Consider the following 19,736-nt stretch of genomic DNA (forward strand, 5'->3'; position numbering starts at 1 on the left):
GATCATGACATTCACGAACAACACCCCGGCAATGGATCGACACTTTCGATACGGGAACTCGGCAGTCATCTGCGAGGGCGCATCAATGCGCGCACAGTGCCGGCAGCTGGCGACAGTGGTGACCGTCAAGGGAGACGTCGACAGCAACAACATCGACCAGATCGCGTCGTATGTAAATCGGTTCATCCTTGCGGAGAAGCCTTTGGCGCTCGATCTGAGTGGCGTGAACAGCTTTGAACCGCAGGCGATCTCGCTGTTCTACGACATCGATGAAAAGTGCGGCGCATTGGGCGTGGACTGGACGGTGGTCGCCAGCCAGCCGGTGGTCGCCGAGATCCACCACCAGGACGTGGACGTACCGCTCAGCTCGTCGGTGCCTGAAGCCCTGCATCACTTCGCCGAAGGCAACACGGCGCGCCGCCGGTTGCTCCCCCTGCTTGTCAAGAGCGCCTGAGAGAAAGGCCAACGCAATGTTGATCGATGTTCGCTGGTTGACCCGCCTGCTTCGCCATCGTCGCCGGGCGGCGCACATCTAGTCCATCGCACTCCGGACAACTCCCGAAATGGCTGCCAGACCCGGTCTGGCAGCCATTTCGCTTGTTTATGGCAAATTCCTGGCAAGCCCTCGTCACTGAACCTTCGTGATTGCCGGTGGCTTCCACGTGCCGTCGATGATCGAAGGTGAGGCCTCCTTCGGCCAGTACAGCCGCAGCATGAGGTTGAACTTGCCGGCCGGCGCGGGCAGCCAGTTGGCTTCCTTGCCCGGGCCGGGGTTCTCGTGCTGCAGATAGAGATCGACGGACCCGTCGGGGTTGGTGACGAAGGTGTTCCGCTGGCTCAGGTTGTAGCGGTTGAGCGGGTTGTCGACGAAGAAGTAGGCCTCGTCGTACATGGTCAGTGACCAGAACCCGTTGACGGGCGGGAACTGGCCCTTGTCGAAGTGCACCGTGTACTTGTCGGCGCCGTCGTAGGCCTGGCCGTCGATGTCGGCTTCCGAGGTCGGGTAGACCGCGTCCTGGGGCCGGTTGGCACCCAGGCCGATGGCGGTGATCAAGGCGCGCTGCAGATAGTCGGTGCCATACTGGCCGGTCTCTGTGGTGAACCGCCAGCCGTTGACGTTCTCCAGGTCTTTGAAGCGGGCCATGATCTTCTCGAAGCCCTCTTTGGGAACCGACTGCAACGCCGCGGCCACGTCGGGATCGAGCTTGCCGATGTCGAACTTCTCCCCCGCGACGATGCCGAGTTCGGCCATCTTGTCCACGATCAGCCGGTCGCCCTCGGTCGGCGGGTTGTTCTTCATCAACGTGGCCAGCAGATCGAAGTACGCTTCGGTGCTCAGATTGTTGACCTGGTCGCGGACCGGTGTCTTCATGTCGATGGCCGGATCGACCTTGCCGGCCGGCGGGGTGTACGGCTTGCCGTATGAACTGAGCGGCGCCAGCGAGATCTCGTCCTGCAACTTGTGCACAGCGGCGTAGTCCTCTGGCGTGCCGTCGCAGTAGATGCGGCCCAGCAGCCACACGGTCGAGGTGGGTGACTTGTACTCCTTCACGCCGGCGGGCAGTGTGCCTTTCCAGCCCGGACCGGTGATGGCGTAGGTCTGCGGGCCCGTCCCGGTCGTGCGCTTCCCCGGAACCTCGAAGACATTGGTGTAGCCGTCGAGCATCGGGAACAGGTAGTAGCGGTCGTGTGCGTCCGGCAGGGTCAGCACCCACGGCTCGTCTTTGACGTCGATGAATCCGTTTGTGTACAGAGTGTCGGCGTTCGGCGCGGTGACGTCGCGGAACTGGGCGCTCGGATACTCACGCATCCGCATCAACTGCCCCATCGGTGCCCGCGGCGCCTCAACCTGGGCGACATTGGTCATCACGCGTCGCGTCATCTCAACGGTGACAAGGGGATACCCGTAAACGTAGGCATCAAGGGCGATGGCCTTGGCCTGGTCGGGCGTCAACTGCCCGGGCCCGGACTGCTCGCCTTGATCTGACGAAGGTGAACATGCCAGGGTGCCCATCATCACGATCGCGGTGCCGAGCGCGGCCAGCCTCTTGGCCACGCGCCGATCCTTCTTCACGAAAGACTTCCTCTCTCAGGGTTTGTGCCGGCTAGGTGTAGGCGACGTGGACGCGGTGAATCTGGCCTTCGAACGGGAACGGTGCGCGTTCGCGGTAGTCGAGTGAAACCGGTGAGCCCAGGCAGGTGCCGATGTCCAGGCAGTCGTTGGCGGTGAACAGCAACGGGGCGCTGATCGGGACCTGTCCACTGGCAATCGTTTCGCCGTTGCGCGCGACGGTGATGTCGAGCGGTCCGGCCGGGCGTGGATCCGCATACTGAGTGTTAACGGTGATCGTGGCACGCCCCGGCGGCACCTTGCCCTCGGACCGGATCTTGGTACGCGACAAGATGAAGAGGTTGTACTCGTAGCAGAGTTGCCCCTCGTCGAGGTAGACCGTCAGCCCGCCCGCCGCCGCGCCGAGAGCGTAGAGGACCCCGTTGGCATTGGCCGGGATGTCGACGTCAATGGTGACGACGTTGTTCTTGTTGCCGAGCGCCGGCGCACAGAATTCGGGCATCCGAATGGTGTCCCCCGAGAACTCCCACTCCTTGTAGGGCGGGGCGATCCGCAACTCTGGGTGATACACGGGAACCCACAGCCCACCGCCGACGGGCAGCACCGCGTTGCGGGCGGCCTCGACCATGAACATCTCCCGCATCTGGGCCAGCTTCTCGGGCTGTTCAACAGCGAGATCGCGGGCCTGCGACCAGTCTTCGTCGAGGTGGTAGAGCTCCCACACGTCGTTGTCGGGGGTCCAGGTGGCGATACCCGGCGGCTGGCCCGGTACCCACGGCAGCCGGGGTCCACGCGCCGAGGCCATCCATCCGTCGTGGTAGATGCCGCGGCTGCCCATGATCTCGAAATACTGGGTCTTCTTGCCGCCGAGTGCATTTCGGTCAGCCAGCGTGCGCGCGAAGCTTGCTCCCGCAAGCGAGATCTGAGGTTCCCCGTTGACCACACGCGGCGGTGCAATGCCTACGATGTCGTAGATGGTCGGCACGACGTCGTTGCAGTGCAGGAACACATCCCGGGGTGCTGCATCAGCAGCGATCTTGGCCGGCCAGCGCACCACCATCGGGTTACGCGTACCGCCCAGGTGGGAGGCGAGCAGCTTCATACCCTTGTACGGGGTGGAGCCTGCCCAGGCCCAGGCGGCGTGGTACTGGTTGTCCACCAGCGGCGAACCCAGTACCTCGAGGCCGCCGAGATCCTCGAGGGCATCGATGTGCTGGCGCACCGTCGTGGGAATCCCGTTCTGCGCCAAGAGTTCGGCGATCGTGCCGTTCTGGCCCTCACCCGACGAACCGTTGTCACCCCAGATGTAGAAGAACAGGGTGTTGTCGGCGTACCCCAGCGATTCGAGCTCGTCGGTGATCCGGCCCACCTGGACGTCGACGTGCTCGCCGTATCCAGCGGCAACCTCCATCAGGCGGCGCTGGAACGGCTTTTCGTCCTCGGGGATTTCTTCCCAGGCCGCGAGCTGCGGGTCCCGCTCTGTCAGTTCACAGTCGGCCGGAATCCAGCCCTTGCCCTTGGCGCGGTCGAACACCCTCTGCCGGTAGGCATCCCAGCCGTCGTCGAACTTGCCCGCGTATTTGTCGGCCCATTCCTTCATGACGTGGTGCGGACCGTGGATGGCTCCGCTCGCCCAATACATGAAGAACGGCTTGTCGGCGTTGAACGCCTTGTGCCGGCGCAGCCAGGAGATGGCGTCGTCGGCCAGGTCCTCGGACAGGTGATAGCCCTCTTCTGGAGTCTTCGTCGGGGCGACCACGGTGGTATTGCGGACGAGGTTCGGCTCGTACTGTGAGGCCTCGCCGGCGAGGAATCCGTAGAAATACTCGAAACCCAAACCGGTGGGCCAGTTCTCGAACGGCCCGGCGGCAGTGGTCTCTTCCGCAGGAGTGTTGTGCCACTTCCCGAAGGCCGATGTCGCGTAGCCATACTGCTTGAGCACCTCTGCCACGGTGGCACTCGACCGCGGGATCTTGCCGGCGTACCCGTCCCAGTCGTTGGCCAGCTCAGCGATCTGACCGTTGCCGATCTCGTGGTGGTTGCGGCCGGTGAGCAGCGACGCCCGGGTTGGCGAGCACATCGCTGTGGTGTGAAAACGGTTGTAGGACACGCCTTCAGCGCAGATGCGATCGAGCGTCGACGTGGTGACCTCACCGCCGAAGGTCGAGGGCAGGCCGGGTCCTGCGTCGTCGATGAGCACGATGACGATGTTCGGCGAGTCGTCATGCAGCCGCTTCGGAACCTGGCGTGGCTCATACGTCGACTCCTGCAACGTCCGGCCGGCGATACTGCCCGACGGAACCGCAGGGAAGGGCAAAACACCACCGTCCGGCAGAACTGCCGCCACCAACTGGTCACCCTGCACGTCAGACACCGCGCTCCTCTCCTCCATGGGAACTCGGTCTGTGCAGCCGGCCATTGGTGGGGCAAGCCGCGCAGCCGATTCACCCCGACCCGGGCATCCACTGTGCAGCAAACTGACAGCCTCTGTCTTGACATTCCGGGACAAATCTTTGACATTGTGGGACATGGCCGTGATTCGGGGGACGGCGCTCACGAATTTTCACCAGCTCGTCACCGAACTCGGCGGGGATAGTCGCGCTCTGATCACTGCCGCCCACATCCCCTACGACGATGTCGGTCGCCACGACCGCTTCATCTCCCTGCCCAACGGTGCCCAGATGCTCGAAGACGCTGCCGCCGTACTCGAAACCCCCGATTTCGGACGGCGTTTGGCGCTCCGTCAAGGCATCGACATCCTCGGCCCGGTCGGCCTGGCCGGTCGCAATGCCGCCACCGTCGCCGAAGCCTTCATGATTTTCGACAAGTTCATGGCGGCCTACAGCCCGTCGATCACCGCACGGGTGGCCACGCATCTCGACCCGGATCTGCGGCGGTTCGAATTCGAATACCTCCTCGATCCGGCACCGCCGCAAGCGCAGGCCATCGAGCTCTCGCTCGGAGTCACGCTCCGGGTACTGCGGCTGTTCCTCGGTGCCGCCTACCGACCTGTCGCGGTGCACCTGCCCCATCACGCGCTGACCCCCGCCGACGACTATCAGAGCTACTTCGGCTGCCTGCCCAGCTTTTACGAGCCGGTCGCGGGTTTCACCCTGCGCACCACCGATCTGCAGCGCCCACTGCCCACCGATCAGCTCGCCCACCAGACCGCGGTCGACTATCTCGCCCAGGTGATGGGCGAATTCAACCCGGCCACCAGCCAGCTGGTGCGCAGCCTGGTCCGCCAACTCCTACCCACCAGGGCCATCGGCCTGACCGACATCGCCCGTCATATCGGCCTGCACCCGAAGGCCCTGCAACGCCGATTACGCTCCGAGAACGCCACGTTCGCCGATCTGGTCGACCAGACACGCCGCGAGGTCGCGCAACGTCTGCTGCTCGACACCGATCTCGGTCTCGACCAGCTGTGCCACCAACTCGGCTACGCCGAGCAGAGTGTCCTCACCCGCTCCTGCAAACGCTGGTTCGGCATGACCCCCACTGCCTATCGCAACGCACGGGTCGCGTCGCGGCCACGGCCCTAAACACCGGCGCACCAAGCCAAGCCACGTCTTTGCCGATCCAACGATCCATCGCCATTTCCCCTGCTCGCCTGCTAATGTTCGGCCCGCCGGGCGATGCAATCGGCACCTGCCCACCTCGGGAAGGAGTCCCGCTGTGTCCCGCACACTTTCCACAGTGCGCCACGGAATGGTCCCGGCTTTCGCAGCCGGCGCCATCGGGGTCACCGTCGGCCTGTTCAGCCCCGTGACCGCCGTCGCCGAGCCGCCGCCTCGCCCGCCCAACTGCACGGCCGCCGACCTCGCCGGCATTGCCTCCGGGGTCGCCGCCGCGACATCGACGTATCTGTTCACACATCCGGACGTCAACGATTTCTACACAAGCCTGCGAAGCCGGCCAGACGAAGAGACTCCGGAGGCCACGCGCGCCTACTTCGACACCAACCCGCAGGCCCACGCCGACCTCGCCGGGATCCGTCAACCACTCACCGACTTCCGAGCCCGGTGCGGTATCAAGGCACCTGACCAGCCATTAGGACAATGATGTACACCCCAACGCCCCGATCATCCTGGCTCCGCGCGGCCACGGTCGTGCTCGCCTTCACGGCGCTTCCCGGCGCCATCGTCCTGGCTGCACCCGCCGGGACGGCCAATGCCGACGTATGCGCGAGTGCCGGCCGCCGCATCTCGGTGGGCGGCTGCGTCAACATCGCCGATGCGGTCTCCCCCTACGTCCCCCCGCCGACGTACTACGCGCCGCTTCCCGAGGATCCGCCACCGCCGCCGCCGGGCGCGAACGTCAGCGGCTGCATCGGCTACAACGGCCGGTGGGTGCACGCGGGCGGCTGCAACTAGCTCAGGCGATCGCGCCCGAGTCCTTGAGCTCGCTGATCCGATCCCAGTCGATGCCGAGTTCCATCAGGACGATCTCGGTGTGCTCGGACGCCTGTGGCGCGCGCGTGGTCTCCAGCGGTTCGTGATTGAACTGCACCGGCCCCCGCACCACCTTGAACGGCTTGCCGCCGTCGGTGGCCTCCACCTCGACGATCATGTCGTTGGCGACCGCCTGGTCGTCACCGGCGAGGTCGACCAGGCTCTGGAACGGTGCCCACTGGCCCTTCATGGTCTTGAGGTGCTGGCGCCAGTACTCGAACGGCTTGCTGCCGATCGCCTGGGCGATGAGTTCGACGCCTTCCGAGGCATTCTCGATCAGCGGCAGCACGTCGCTGAACCGCGGGTCGTCGGCCAACTCGGGCAGACCGAGGTGTTCGAAGGCATCGCGGATGTAGCCCGTCGGACTGACGATGCACAGGTTGATGGTGCCTCCGTCGGAAGTCCGGTAGTTGGCCATGAACGGGTTGACCGAGGTGGCATCGTCCGGCATCAGCGAGCGCATCGTCTCACCTGTCTCCATGCCCTGGGTGACGCTGGCACCGGCTGCCCACCAGGCGGTGCTGAGCAGCGAGACGTCGATCTCGGCGGTTTCTCCGGTGCGCTCACGGTGGAACAAGGCGGCGGCGATGCCACCGGCGATGTTCATGCCGCCGATCGAATCGCCGAAGGCCGGGATGCCCTGGGACAGAGCACCGTTGATCGCCTCCGGAGTGAGGGCGTGCCCGACGCCGCTGCGGGTCCAGAATGCGGTGCCGTCGAAGCCGCCGGTGTCGCGCTCCGGCCCCTTGTCGCCGTACGCACTGCCGCGGGCATAAATGATGTTCGGGTTCACCGCGCGGATGTGCTCGACATCGAACTTGTTCTTCTGCCGTTGGGCGGGCAGGTAATTGGTGAGGAACACATCGGCGGTCTTGGCGATCTCGTACAGGATCTCCTGGCCCCCGGGGGTCGAGACGTCGATGCCGACGCTGCGCTTGCCGCGGTTCGGGTGCTCGATGAGCGGATGCCGGTTGGGGTCGAGCTGGAACCCGCCCATGTTGATGAAGCCGCGCTGGGTATCGCCGCGGACGGGGTGCTCCACCTTGATGACGTCGGCACCCCAGTCGGCGAGGATGGCTCCCGCCGCCGGTACGAAGGTGAACTGAGCGACCTCGAGCACTCGCACGCCCTGCATGACCTTGATCAACGCGGCTCCTAACCGTTGGACTTACGGTAAGTGTAGCGAGACCTGTGTCACAGCTGAATCTGCCCACCATCGACGGCCAACTCCGCCCCGGTCATGAAGCTGCTCTGATCCGAGGCCAGGAACAGCACGGCAGAGGCGATCTCCTCGGGGCGGCCGAGCCGCTTCATCGGCACCTGCGCGGCCATACCGTCGAGCAGATCCTGCTTCTGGTCGGCCGGCGCCAACCCCGTCAGCCCAGGCGTTTCGATCGGCCCGGGCACGACGGTGTTGACGCGGATCTTGCGGTCGGCCAGTTCAGCAGCCCAGGTGCGGCCGAGCGAGCGGATGGCCGCCTTGGATGCCGCGTACAGCCCGAACGCGGGCACCCCCTCAGAGGCGGCGGTGGAGCCGGCGAGGACGATCGAGGCGCCCTCGTTGAGCAGCGGCAGCACCTTTTGCACCGTGAACACCGTGCCGGCCACGTTGCGATCGAAGTTGTCCCGGTAGTGCGCCGGGGTGACCTCGGCGAGAGTGGCGAAGTCGCCACCGCCCGCGTTGGCGAAGACGACATCGAGACCCCTGCCGTGCTTGCCGATCTCCTGGGAGAGGATGTCGAGCTCGTCGATCTTGCTGATGTCGCTCTGGATGCCGTGAGCGCCGATGGAGGCGGCCGCTTCGTCCAGGCGGGCGCGGTCGCGGCCGGTGATGAAGACATAGGCGCCTTCGTCGACGAGCCGTCGTGCGGTGGCCAGGCCGATGCCAGAGGTTCCTCCGGTGACCAGTGCCGTCTTGCCGTCGAGCTGTCCCATGATCGGACTCCGTTCGTGTGCGGTTCGTGCGTTCCACGCACTACAACATAGGTGACATATCACCTATTCCGGCGAGTTCAGCACTGTCCACATCCGAACGATTCGCTCACTCGATATCTCGGCCACGTCGAAGCCTGATGCCACTGTCACATCGTCGGGGGTGCGTACTTCCCAGGCCAGAAATCCGAGCCCGCGAGTCTTCCGTACCGGGCCGGCCTTCACGAAATGCAGCCCCCGCAGCCCCTCCTGCAGTTCAGCCGCTTTGACGTTGAGTTCGTCGTGTCCGGTGGCGACACCTTCATCGTCGATCCACTGCACGTCATCCGCGTACGTGGTCGCGATGGCTTCAGCGCGGAGCTTCGGGTCGCGCTGGTCGAACACGGCGAGAAGATTGGCCTCCATCAGGCGGGTAGTGACGTCGCCCATTGCTCCACTCCAGACATTTAGGTGATAGTTCACCTAAATGCTAGCTCGGCGCGGCAGGTAGCGAGCTGTTGTGATCGAGGTTGACGTGGATATGTTCGAGTGCCGCGGTGAACGGTGCCAGCAGGTTGTCGGGCAGTGGGTCGAAGAAGAGGCTGCGCACCAGATCGACATGGGCGGGCGCGGCATCCTCGATGGCCCGCTGCCCGCTCTCGGTGAGCATGACGTTGGTCGTGCGGCCGTCCTCCGCGCTGGGGCGGCGTTCGGTCAGGCCGCGTTCCTCCATGCGCCGCAACTGATGTGACAGCCGGCTGCGCTCCCAGCCGATCTGCGCGGCGAGATCGCTGACGCGCATGCCCTCGTCACGCACGCCGCTCAATGCCACCAAAACGTCGTAGTCGGCGAGCGACAACCCGGAATCGGCCTGCAGTTGGCGGTTCATCTCGTAGCTCATCCGCAGTTGCACGCGCATATAGGCGACCCAGGCGCGCTGCTGCTTGGACGTCAGCCACCCCTGCTTCGGTGATGTGTCCCGCACTTTTCTCGGTGTCACTTCGTCAGTATGACGGTCCGCGCCGCAGTTGAATCCCAGCGAAGCGGTGGTTCACGGAGTCATCGCCTCAACCCCACGCGTGACCTGACCGAATGCCGGGTACCCCACCCCCGAACGGGGTTACCGTCGAGTAGGGCCCGACGCATGGAGGCCGGTGATGACCGCTACCGGAGAAGTCAACGAACGACAGGCCAGGCAGGTCGCCGAGGAGGCGCGCGAAGCGCAGTGGCACCAGCCCAGCTTCGGCAAAGAACTGTTCCTCGGCAGGTTGCGGTTGGACCTGGTCCATCCGTACCCGCGTGGTCCCGCCGAGACGACAGAGCACGGCGAGGCATTTCTGGCCAAGCTGCGCGCGTTCTGCGAGACGCAGATCGACGCCGCCGTCATCGAACGCGACGCGCGGATCCCGGACAAAGTGATCCGGGGCTTGAAGGAGCTGGGCGCGTTCGGGATGAAGATCTCCCCCGAATACGACGGGCTCGGCCTGTCTCAGGTGTACTACAACAAGGCACTCACCCTGGTCGGCTCGGTCCACCCCGCGCTGGGGGCCTTGCTGTCGGCGCACCAATCGATCGGGGTACCGCAGCCGGTGTCGATGTTCGGGACAGCCGAGCAGAAGGGCACCTGGCTGCCCCGGTGCACGCGGGAGATCAGCGCGTTCCTGCTGACCGAACCGGATGTCGGCAGTGACCCGGCCCGGCTGCACGCCACCGCCACGCCGGACGGCGACGACTACCTGCTCAACGGCGTAAAACTGTGGACCACCAACGGTGTCATCGCGGACCTGCTCGTGGTGATGGCTCAGGTACCTGCGGGCGACGGGCATCGCGGCGGTATCACCGCATTCGTCGTCGAGGCGGATACGCCCGGCATCGTTGTCACGAACCGCAACGCGTTCATGGGGCTGCGCGGAATCGAGAACGGTCTGACCAAGCTGACCGATGTGCGGGTGCCGGCCGCCAACCGCATCGGCCGTGAGGGAGAAGGGCTGAAGATCGCCCTGACCACGCTCAACGTGGGACGCCTGTCGCTGCCGGCGGTGTGTACCGGAACGGCGAAGTGGAGCCTCAAGATCGCCAGGGAATGGTCGAAGGAACGCGTGCAGTGGGGCCGGCCGGTCGGTGAGCACGACGCGGTGGCGGGCAAGGTGGCGTTCATCGCGGCCACCGCCTACGGCATCGAGTCGATGGTCGAGCTCGCCGGCGAATTGGCCGACGCGGGCCGCACCGACATCCGGATCGAGGCCGCGCTGGCCAAGCTCTACGGCTCCGAGATGGCCTGGCTGATCGCCGACGAGCTGGTGCAGATTCGTGGCGGCCGGGGCTTCGAGACCGCCGAGTCCCTGGCCGCCCGCGGGGAACGCGGCGTGCCCGTCGAGCAGGTCCTGCGCGATATGCGGATCAACCGGATCTTCGAGGGTTCCACCGAGATCATGCATCTGATGCTGGCCCGCGAGGCGGTCGACGCGCACCTCTCGGTGGCCGGCGACATCATCGACCCGGAGGCCGACCTCAGACACAAGGCGAAAGCGGCCGCGCAGGCCGGCAAGTTCTACGCCCGCTGGCTGCCCACCCTGGTCACCGGGAAAGGCCAGTTGCCAACGTCATTCACCGAGTTCGGGCCACTGGCCGAGCATCTGCGGTATGTCGAGCGGGCCAGCCGAAAACTCGCCCGCAGCACCTTCTACGCAATGTCGCGGTGGCAGGGCGGGCTGGAACACAAACAACGCTTCCTCGGCCGCGTCGTCGACATCGGGGCAGAACTGTTCGCGATGACGGCGGCCTGCGTCCGGACCCGCAGTGGCACGCCGGACTCCGCGGTCGACCTCGCCGACGCGTTCTGCCGCCAGTCCCGGGTACGGGTCGAGCAGCTGTTCACCGAACTCTGGGACAACAGCGACGACGCCGACCGCACGCTGGCGCACGAGGTGCTCGCAGGCAGCTACACGTGGCTGGAGGACGGAATCATCGATCCGTCGATCGAAGGGCCGTGGATCGCCCAGGAGGGCGGCGACGTGACAGAGGACGTGCACCGGTTCATCCGGTGAACCAAGTACTTGCAGACGTGAACAATCCACGCGCGCAGGCTTCCTCACGACCCGCGACGCTCGTAGACTCACAGGGTTATGACGACCCCGTCGAACGCGCACGGCCGCGGATGGGGACAGCGGCCGCATTCGCTAGATTCGCTCGATCACCGTCTCTCCCGTAGACAGGCACGTCAGATGAGCCGGCGGTTCGCCGGGGTCGGCGTCGGCATCGCCGCCACGCGTCTACGCGAAATATCCTGCGGCGCACCCGCCGCCGATGCTGAACGGGCGGGTGTCGAGTTTGCCGTCGTCGCAGATGAACTCATGCACGACGAGCGGATCGCGAAACTGGCGCGCGGCAAGCAGCGCTGCGCGTCGTGGTTCGTGATCATCGTCATGGGGCTGATCATGTTCAGTTCACTGTTGTGCATGGTCGTGCTGATGTTGAGCCTGATGCAGCACTCGGCCCCGTTCTGAGCGACCGCTCAGTCGAACGCGACGCTGAAGTACTGCGTCTCCTGGAACTCGTGCAGCCCTTCACGGGCACCTTCGCGACCGAGCCCGCTCTGCTTCATCCCACCGAACGGGGTCGACGGATCGGACACGATGCCCCGGTTGATACCGACCATGCCGGCGTCGAAGGACTCCGCGAGCCGCACCGCGTCCTGCAATCGGCCCGCGTAAACGTAAGCTGCCAAACCATATTCGGTGTCGTTGACCCAGCGCAGGAGATCGCTCTCGTCCTCCCACACCACCACCGGGGCGACGGGCCCGAAGATCTCGTCGGCCAGGATCGCGGCATCCGGGGCGACACCGGTCAGCAGCGTGGGAGCGACGAACCAGCCGGCGGCCGGAACGTCGGCCTGTGCGGAGATCACGGCACCGTCGGCCACCGCGGCATCGATCGCGGCAGTCACTCGCTGCGCTGCACGCTCGCTCACCAGCGGACCGATCTGTGACGCCGGATCCGACGCCGGCCCCACGCGCAGTGCCGCGACCTCGGCGCCCAAACCGGCGACGAACTGGTCGACCACCGACGCATGCACGTAGAACCGGTTGGCTGCGGTGCAGGCCTGACCGCCGCCCCGGAACTTGGCCACCATGGCTCCCGCGATGGCCGCCTCGACGTCGGCATCGGCGGTGACGACGAACGGGGCGTTGCCGCCGAGTTCCATGCTGGCGTTGACGATCCGGTCGGCAGCCTGTTTGAGGAGCACGCGGCCGACGCCGGTGGAGCCCGTGAACGACACCTTGCGGACCCGGTCATCGCTCAACCAGTTCTCGACCACTGCGGCGGCGTCGGTGGTGGGCACCATGTTGACCACACCGTCGGGAACACCTGCTGCCGAAAGGATTCCGGCGATCGCCAGTGCGGTCAGGGGTGTCTCGGCCGCCGGTTTGAGGACCACGGTGCAGCCCGCGGCCAATGCCGGGGCAATCTTGCGGGTGGCCATCGCGGCCGGGAAGTTCCACGGCGTCACCAACGCGGCGACGCCCACCGGCTTGTGGGTGACCATCGTCCGGGTGCCACCGGCAGGGCTGACACCGTATGCGCCGTCGGTCCGCACCGCCTCCTCGGAGAACCAGCGGAAGAACTCGGCGGCATAGCCCACCTCGGCGCGGGCATCGGCCTGCGACTTGCCGTTCTCCGCACAGATCAGGGCGGCCAGCCGGTCGGTGTCGGCGACCATCAGATCGAACACCCGGCGCAGGATGTCGCTGCGCTGCCGCGGGCTGGTCCTGGCCCAGTCACCGAAGGCCCGGTGCGCGGCGTCGACGGCCGAGCGGGCGTCGGCCACCGTGCCGTCGGCGACCTCGGCAATGGTCAGGCCGCTGGCCGGGTCGTACACCTCGAACGTCGAGGCAGCACCGCGGGCCTGCCCGTCGATGAGGATGCCGTGCTTGGCGTCCAGTTCGGCGATCGCATTCTGCGTGTTCACAGTGTCTCCCTGAGGTCGAGCCGGACCGGCGGTCAGCGGGTCTCGGCGAAGATGGCGGCCAGGATGTCCAGCCCCTCCTCGAGCAGGTGGTCAGGCATCGACAGCGGCGGCAGGAACCGCAGCACGTTGCCGTAGGTCCCGCAGGTCAGCACCACCAGGCCCTGGGCGTGTGCGGCGGCCGAGACCTGCTTGGCCAGGTCGGCGTCGGGATCAGTGGTGCCCGCCTTGACCAGTTCGAGAGCGATCATGGCGCCGCGGCCGCGAACCTCGCCGATCCGGGAGTCTTCGGCAGCGATCGCCTTGAGTCGGCCGATCATCGTCTTCTCGATCTCCACGGCGCGGGCCAGCAGTCCCTCACGCTCGATGGTGTCGATGACGGCGAGGGCAGCGGCGCACGCGATCGGGTTGCCGCCGTAGGTACCACCGAGGCCGCCGGCATGTGGCGCGTCCATGATCTCGGCGCGACCGGTGACCGCCGACAGCGGCAAGCCACCCGCGATGCCCTTGGCGGTGACGATCAGATCGGGCACGACGTCGTCGTGCTCGACGGCGAACATCGCGCCGGTGCGGGCGAAGCCCGACTGCACCTCGTCGGCGACGAACACCGCACCGTTGGCGGTACACCAGTCCTGCAGGGCGCGCAGGAAACCCGGTGCAGGCACGATGAACCCGCCCTCACCCTGAATGGGCTCGATCACCACGGCGGCGACGTTGTCGGCGCCGACCTGCTTGTCGACCAGGTCGAGGGCGCGGGCAGCCGCAGCCGCACCGTCGGTCTCGCCGTCACGGAACGGGAACGATGTGGGCACCCGGTACACCTCACCGGCGAACGGCCCGAACCCGTTCTTGTACGGCTGGTTCTTGGCGGTCATGGCCATGGTGAGGTTGGTGCGGCCGTGGTAGGCGTGGTCGAACACCACGACGGCCTGCCTGCGGGTGTGGGCACGGGCGATCTTGACGGCGTTCTCGACGGCTTCCGCGCCGGAGTTGAACAGCACGCTGCGCTTCTCGTGGTCACCGGGGGTGAGGCGGTTGAGCTCCTCGGCCACCCGCACATAGCCCTCGTACGGGGTGACCATGAAGCATGTGTGGGTGAACGCGGCGACCTGCTCGGTGACGGCCTCGACGACGGCCGGTGCGCTGTTGCCGACGGTGGTCACGGCAATGCCGGAGCCGAAGTCGATGAGCTGGTTGCCATCGGCGTCCACGAGGATTCCGCCGCCCGCGGCGACCACGTAGATGGGCAGTGTGGTCCCGACGCCGCCGGCCACCGCAGCGGTCTTCCGTGCCTGCATCTCCTGCGAGATCGGGCCGGGAATGGCGGTGACGAGCCGGCGTTCCTGGGTGACGGCCGCACCTGCGAGCTCAGCGATGGTCACGTGTTCCTCCTGCTGCTGGCGGTTGTTTGTCCTCACGCTAGGGAACCGAGGCCTTCACCGGGAGGTCATAAATGCACAAATGGACGACTGAAATTGTGCGAAACTGGCACACATGGTCCTGGTTGGCGATGTCCTGGATGTGCGCGCGCTCGGGTTGGTCGCCGTCGAGGTCTGCCACCGCGACGCGCCGGTCCGCTGGGTGGCCACGAGTGAACTCGCCGATCCGGGTCCGTTCCTGGAGGGCGGGGAGATCCTTCTGACCACCGGTCTGGAAACCGGGGACTGGCGCGACCAGTGGGACGGCTACGTGCGCAGACTTGCCGACGCCGGTGTGGCCGCCGTGGGGTTCGCCGTCGGCCTCACCCACGCCGAGACTCCGGCCGCCCTCGCGGCTGCCTGCCGAAGGCACCAGCTGAATCTGTTCGAGGTGCCGCGCCGCACCACCTTCGTCGCGATCAGCCGGCACGTTGCGCATCTGCTGGAGGAACAGGAGTCCACCGCGACGCGCGAGTCACTCCAGACACAGCGCAAGCTCATCTCGGCTGCGGCCAAACCCGATCCTGTCGTCGCGGTCATCACCGCACTGGCCGCAGCGCTCGACGGCGCGGCATGCCTGATGAATCCGGACGGCCGGGTCGTGACCGGCCCGGTCGGCGTCCGCCGCAACGAGTTTCCGCTCGACGAGGTCGCCCAGGACGTCAAGCGATTGCAGGCACACGGATTACGCTCGGCTGCAGCACAGTCCAACCCGACGCTCTCCGTGTCGGTCCATCCCATCGGACTACGCGGCCGGGCCTCGGCCTACCTGGCCGCGTTGGTGCCCGCCAGGGCATCGGAGGGACAGCGCCAGGCCATGACGACCGCGGTCGCCCTGCTCGGCCTCATCGACGAACAGGATCGCAGCCGCGCCACGACCCGACAGCACCTTCGCAGCCGAGCGCTGGAGCTGCTCGCCGAAAGCGATGACCGCACGGCGCAATTGGTGTTGGAGGTGGACCAGCCGGCCGCCGAACTGCCGAAGCACATCCGCTTCCTCCGGGCCACGGGAGACGAATCCGCGATCGAGAACGCCGTGGCTTCCCTGGAGCGGCGGGGCATCCTCGCGGGCGTATATGCCGGCGAGCTGTGCGCGGTCGTCGCACCCGCACAGGCAAAAGCAACCGGTTCACAGTTGGCCGATGGCGGCCTACAGGTCGGCGTGGGAAATGCCGTGACACCCGGCGACGGCGCGACCGGCTATCGCACGGCCGGATTGGCACTCGCCCAGGCCACCGAGGTGTCCGGCGTGGTGCTGTGGGATCAGGTGATCGACCATGGTCCCCTCAGCCTGATCGACCCCGAGAAAGCCGCGGCGTTCGCCGAATCCTGGTTGCACGGGCTCGATTCCGAACAGCTTGAGATCCTGCGTTGCTTCCTGCGCCATCACGGATCGCGCCTGAAGGTCGCCGAGGAACTCGGCCTGCACCGCAATACCGTGCGCAACCGTCTCGCGGCCATCGAGGCGGCGCTGCCCGGCAAGCTCGATGACCCCCAGACCCGGGTGAGTGCCTGGATCGCCCTGCAGTCGGCTCCCGACGACCTCAGGCCTTGAAGTAGACGAACTGGTGACTGGTGGCCAGTAGGACGCCGGAGCGGCCGAACAGGTGCGCGCTCTGGTCGAAGTATCCGCCGGAATACCGGTGTGCCCGTGCCGTTCCCAGCACGAAGTCGTCACCCTGGATCGCGAGTTGCTCCTCGTCGGCGTGGAAGTACACCGAGATCGTCACCGTGCCGGCGGGTACGAACTGGCCGTGGCGCAGGAAGACCCGCGGATAGAAGATGTCGCTCACCGAGGTCAACGCGGCGAAATCCATTGGCCTGGAAGGCTTGTTCCGCACCCAGAGGGTCGTGGTGGAGTTGGCCGACTCGGTTGGCTCGCCGCCGGTGTCGGGCATCGCCCCGTCGACGAACCGCATGTCGTAGTTGTCGAACCACACCACGCCGAACGGCGGGACCGTCGGCACGATGTCCTCGGGCGCCGGGGCCTGCGGCGTGGTGATCTCGGTGTCCGACCATCCTTGGCGTCGCAGTCCGAACACCGCTGTGGCGGTGGTCTTGACCTCGCCGTCCTGGCTGAGTTCGACGATCCAGTGCTGATTGGACCGGTTGGTCTTGACGGCCCGGGTCACGATGTCGAACTCGCCGTCGGCGATCGGCGCCACATAGTTCACCGTCAGGGCGATGGGCTGGCCGTGCCGTTGCGGGTGTAACTCGACCGCCCGCACGAGCGTGGCGGCCGTGATACCGCCGAACGGGCCGACCATGTTGGCCCACTCCGGCACCGTCCGCCCGCGCCACCCGCCGTCACCGGAGGGTTCGAGCTCGAGGGCGTTGTCCAAGGGATGCACCCGGCCACAGTACCCACGCCGCATCGCGGTGCCCGGCACCGCCGATGCCACCCTGCAGACCGCATCACCCGGAGGAACACCGTCAAAAAATTTGACGGTGTTCCCGACGGTCAGCCAGTTCCCTTGGCCGGCGCATAGCTCGGCCGGCCCAACCCCAGCGCCTGCTGCGCGATCATGTTGCGGAACACCTCAAGGGTTCCGCCGTAGATACCGGTCGGCCCGGCCAACCGGAAGATGTACTCGGCGGCGCCGTCGCCGGCGGCGCCGGTCGTCCCGACGGGCAAGGCGCCTGCCGATCCGACGATGTCCATGAGATCCGGGGACACTTCGCGCATGGTCTGGGCAATCGCGACGCGCCCGTACATGTCGGGGCTGCTCATCGCGGCCTCCAGCCGGGCGATGCCCCGGCCGAGCCGATAGCGCGACGCGGCGTCATCGGGGGCGACGGCCGCTACGCGATCGACCGCCTCGGCCATCAAGGTGATGTGCTCGGTCATGGTGGCGAGCTTCTGCAGGCCGCGGGTCTCGCGTTCGAACGTGCCGTGCTCGAGTTCGAGGGCACCGCGCAGCACCGTCCACCCACCGTTGACCTCACCGACGCGGTACCGGTCGCTGATCCGCACGTCGCTGTAGTAGGTGATGTTGGTTCGGTCTCCGTCGACGGTGCGCAGCGGCTGGATCTCGACACCCGGGGAATCCAGCGGCACCAGGAACATCGTGAGGCTCTTGTGTTTGGCGGCGGCCGGGTCGGTGTTGGTCAGCAGGAACACGTACTGGGCGTTGTGCGCATTCGAGGTGAACATCTTGGAGCCATTGACAACCCACGTCGATCCATCCGCTTCCCGCACCGCCCGGGTCTTGCAGGTTGCGACGTCAGACCCGCCTTCGGGTTCGGTATAGCCCAGGCACAGGCGCAGACTCCCGCTCAGGACACCCGGAAGCACCTCGTCGAGAAGTTCTGTCGAGGCGAACTTCTCCATCGTGTGCGCGACCATCGCGGTGGTTCCCCAGTGGAACCACGGGGTGTGGGCCCGGCCGATCTCCAGCTCCCAGATCCGCCGCCGGACCGCGCTGAATCCACCGTCGGCCTCGGCCCGGTAGTCACCGGCCAGGTATCCAGCCTCGCCCAGGGCCAGATGCACTGTCTCGTCGAAGTTCTCACCAGTCTCGCGGTCACGCTCGATCACCTCGTCGGTGACGACGCGGGCCAGGAACGCCCGCAGCTCATCGCGGAAGGCCAGATCCTCCTCGGAGAGCTCGACATGGGAGAAGTCCATCAGCACACCGTGACATTTCCGGGATGTTTTGTAAAGACGACCTGGTGAGTCACCAGGTGACCGGCAGCTCCTCGACGCCGTAGATCTCCTTGTCGTTGTGGAATCTCAACCGCTCCGCTTCGACCGCCAATCGCAATCCGGGCAGCCGGCGCACCAACGTGGCCAGAGCGATCTGCAACTCGGCGCGCGCGAGGTTCTGACCGAGGCACTGATGCACGCCATAGCCGAAGCCGAGATGCCCGCGGCAGGTGCGCCCGCTGTCGAAACCGTCGGGCTCATCGACGAAGGCGGTGTCGAAGTTGCCGGCAGGCAGGTTCATCAGAACGGTCTCGCCGGCCCGGATCAACTGGCCGCCGATGACGATATCTTCGAGGGCGACGCGATCGACGAGGCTGTGCACGACGGACAGATACCGCATCAGCTCCTCGACCATGCCGGCCACGACGGCCGGGTCGTCGGTTCCCCGAAGGAGCGCGGCATCGTCGGGATGCTGCAGCAACGCCAGCGCGCCCAGCGCGATCATGCTGGCGGTGGTTTCGTGGCCCGCGGACAGGAGCATCACGCCGTTCATGGCGACGGTTTCGCGGTTGAGTGCTCCGGTGGCGACGTGGTCGACGATCAGCCGGCTGATCACGTCATCGCCCGGATCCCGCTCTTTGCGGGCCACCAGGTCGAGCATGTAGCTGAACAGCTCCAGATGGGACTCGGTCCGCTGTTCCTGTGTCGCTGTCGAATCGAGCCCGGCCGCACTCAGTCTTTGGAAAAAGCCGTGATCCGCGTACGGCACGCCCAGCAACAGGCAGATCACCAGCGACGGGACCGGCAACGCGAACCTACTCACGAGGTCCGACGGCGGACCGGCCGCGATCATCTCGTCGAGGAAACCGTCGACCAGGTCTTGAATCTGTGGACGCATCTCCTCGGCGCGCCGGAAAGTGAAGTCCCTGGTCAACATTCGACGCAACCGCTGATGCTCGGGATCATCCATTCGCGGAAAGATCAGTGCCACCTCGCCGCTCTCCGTCGGTACGCCGTACAACTGCGTGTTCGCGCTGAGCCGCTCGTCGACCAGGGCCGCCCGGATGTCCTGGTAACGGCTGATCATCCACACCGGCTTCCCCTTCCAGACCGCAGCCTGCAGTCCGTCTCCGTCGCGCCAGCCGGCGAACACAGGTGCGGGCGCCAGCGGGCATCCGTCGGCGCGCGGCGCCGGGATCGCGGGAAGTTCGGTACCAACCGAAGCGTCGGGAAGAGGCGTGGTCATCGGCGATCCTCGCAGTCTCAGGGA

The 19,736-nt window shown here is 66.3% G+C and carries 18 protein-coding genes; 7 read left to right on the forward strand and 11 right to left on the reverse strand.

What is annotated here, in order from left to right; genetic code table 11:
* The first annotated feature begins 4 nt into the window (after positions 1 to 4).
* Positions 5 to 454, forward strand: a complete 450-nt coding sequence (locus tag ACNQVK_RS34380) for an STAS domain-containing protein (protein WP_418033276.1) — start codon at positions 5 to 7, stop codon at positions 452 to 454.
* Between the two features lie 174 nt (positions 455 to 628).
* Here ACNQVK_RS34380 and ACNQVK_RS34385 read toward each other — a convergent pair whose 3' ends face one another.
* A complete protein-coding gene (locus tag ACNQVK_RS34385; protein ID WP_418033277.1) occupies positions 629 to 2,074 on the reverse strand; it encodes a DUF1254 domain-containing protein in 1,446 nt (481 codons plus the stop codon).
* A 31-nt stretch (positions 2,075 to 2,105) separates the two neighbouring features.
* Complete coding sequence (locus ACNQVK_RS34390) at positions 2,106 to 4,445, reverse strand: arylsulfatase (RefSeq protein WP_418033279.1); 2,340 nt, start codon at positions 4,443 to 4,445, stop codon at positions 2,106 to 2,108.
* A 154-nt stretch (positions 4,446 to 4,599) separates the two neighbouring features.
* Here ACNQVK_RS34390 and ACNQVK_RS34395 point away from each other — a divergent pair, with 154 nt between their 5' ends.
* From ACNQVK_RS34395 to ACNQVK_RS34405, 3 genes are all read left to right on the forward strand, one after another.
* On the forward strand, positions 4,600 to 5,616 hold the full coding sequence (locus ACNQVK_RS34395) for an AraC family transcriptional regulator (protein ID WP_418033281.1): 1,017 nt from the start codon (positions 4,600 to 4,602) through the stop codon (positions 5,614 to 5,616).
* A gap of 166 nt (positions 5,617 to 5,782) precedes the next feature.
* Entirely contained in the window at positions 5,783 to 6,136 is a 354-nt protein-coding gene (locus tag ACNQVK_RS34400; RefSeq protein ID WP_418034505.1) for a heme-binding protein, read from the forward strand.
* Positions 6,133 to 6,447 (forward strand): hypothetical protein, encoded by a 315-nt coding sequence (locus ACNQVK_RS34405; RefSeq protein WP_418033283.1) that lies wholly within the window; start codon positions 6,133 to 6,135, stop codon positions 6,445 to 6,447. The genes ACNQVK_RS34400 and ACNQVK_RS34405 overlap by 4 nt, the downstream gene beginning before the upstream one ends.
* A 1-nt stretch (position 6,448) precedes the next feature.
* Here ACNQVK_RS34405 and ACNQVK_RS34410 read toward each other — a convergent pair whose 3' ends face one another.
* The 4 genes from ACNQVK_RS34410 to ACNQVK_RS34425 form a co-directional block, all read right to left on the reverse strand.
* Positions 6,449 to 7,660: a CaiB/BaiF CoA transferase family protein gene (locus ACNQVK_RS34410; RefSeq protein ID WP_418034507.1), complete on the reverse strand. Its 1,212-nt coding sequence runs from the start codon at positions 7,658 to 7,660 to the stop codon at positions 6,449 to 6,451.
* A gap of 59 nt (positions 7,661 to 7,719) precedes the next feature.
* The gene (locus ACNQVK_RS34415; protein ID WP_418033284.1) at positions 7,720 to 8,460 is read right to left on the reverse strand and encodes an SDR family oxidoreductase; all 741 of its coding nucleotides are present in this window, start codon (positions 8,458 to 8,460) and stop codon (positions 7,720 to 7,722) included.
* 63 nt (positions 8,461 to 8,523) lie between these two features.
* Positions 8,524 to 8,886, reverse strand: a complete 363-nt coding sequence (locus ACNQVK_RS34420; RefSeq protein WP_418033286.1) for a nuclear transport factor 2 family protein — start codon at positions 8,884 to 8,886, stop codon at positions 8,524 to 8,526.
* 40 nt (positions 8,887 to 8,926) lie between these two features.
* Positions 8,927 to 9,436 carry a MarR family winged helix-turn-helix transcriptional regulator gene (locus tag ACNQVK_RS34425; protein ID WP_418033288.1) on the reverse strand — a complete coding sequence of 170 codons (510 nt, stop codon included), beginning with the start codon at positions 9,434 to 9,436 and terminating at the stop codon, positions 8,927 to 8,929.
* Between the two features lie 157 nt (positions 9,437 to 9,593).
* On the opposite strand from ACNQVK_RS34425, the gene ACNQVK_RS34430 reads away from it, so the two are divergent.
* Positions 9,594 to 11,483, forward strand: coding sequence for an acyl-CoA dehydrogenase family protein (locus tag ACNQVK_RS34430; protein ID WP_418033290.1), 1,890 nt, complete (start codon positions 9,594 to 9,596; stop codon positions 11,481 to 11,483).
* 177 nt (positions 11,484 to 11,660) lie between these two features.
* Positions 11,661 to 11,942: a hypothetical protein gene (locus tag ACNQVK_RS34435; RefSeq protein WP_418033291.1), complete on the forward strand. Its 282-nt coding sequence runs from the start codon at positions 11,661 to 11,663 to the stop codon at positions 11,940 to 11,942.
* Positions 11,943 to 11,950: 8 nt separating this feature from the next.
* Here the strand turns inward: ACNQVK_RS34435 and ACNQVK_RS34440 are convergent, their stop codons facing one another.
* Both ACNQVK_RS34440 and gabT read right to left on the reverse strand, forming a co-directional pair.
* Entirely contained in the window at positions 11,951 to 13,405 is a 1,455-nt protein-coding gene (locus ACNQVK_RS34440) for an NAD-dependent succinate-semialdehyde dehydrogenase (protein WP_418033293.1), read from the reverse strand.
* A gap of 32 nt (positions 13,406 to 13,437) precedes the next feature.
* On the reverse strand, positions 13,438 to 14,784 hold the full coding sequence (gabT, locus tag ACNQVK_RS34445; protein WP_418033295.1) for a 4-aminobutyrate--2-oxoglutarate transaminase: 1,347 nt from the start codon (positions 14,782 to 14,784) through the stop codon (positions 13,438 to 13,440).
* Between the two features lie 112 nt (positions 14,785 to 14,896).
* On the opposite strand from gabT, the gene ACNQVK_RS34450 reads away from it, so the two are divergent.
* Positions 14,897 to 16,375 (forward strand): PucR family transcriptional regulator, encoded by a 1,479-nt coding sequence (locus ACNQVK_RS34450; protein ID WP_418033296.1) that lies wholly within the window; start codon positions 14,897 to 14,899, stop codon positions 16,373 to 16,375.
* Here ACNQVK_RS34450 and ACNQVK_RS34455 read toward each other — a convergent pair.
* From ACNQVK_RS34455 to ACNQVK_RS34465, 3 genes are all read right to left on the reverse strand, one after another.
* The gene (locus ACNQVK_RS34455) at positions 16,365 to 17,171 is read right to left on the reverse strand and encodes an acyl-CoA thioesterase (protein WP_418033298.1); all 807 of its coding nucleotides are present in this window, start codon (positions 17,169 to 17,171) and stop codon (positions 16,365 to 16,367) included. The two genes, ACNQVK_RS34450 and ACNQVK_RS34455, sit on opposite strands and share 11 nt — an antisense overlap.
* 110 nt (positions 17,172 to 17,281) lie before the next feature.
* Positions 17,282 to 18,448 (reverse strand): acyl-CoA dehydrogenase family protein, encoded by a 1,167-nt coding sequence (locus ACNQVK_RS34460; protein ID WP_418033300.1) that lies wholly within the window; start codon positions 18,446 to 18,448, stop codon positions 17,282 to 17,284.
* A 49-nt stretch (positions 18,449 to 18,497) separates the two neighbouring features.
* On the reverse strand, positions 18,498 to 19,712 hold the full coding sequence (locus ACNQVK_RS34465; RefSeq protein ID WP_418033302.1) for a cytochrome P450: 1,215 nt from the start codon (positions 19,710 to 19,712) through the stop codon (positions 18,498 to 18,500).
* Between the last annotated feature and the right edge of the window lie 24 nt (positions 19,713 to 19,736).

The sequence above is a fragment of the Mycobacterium sp. 134 genome (assembly GCF_048282715.1).
Taxonomy (GTDB): domain Bacteria; phylum Actinomycetota; class Actinomycetes; order Mycobacteriales; family Mycobacteriaceae; genus Mycobacterium; species Mycobacterium septicum.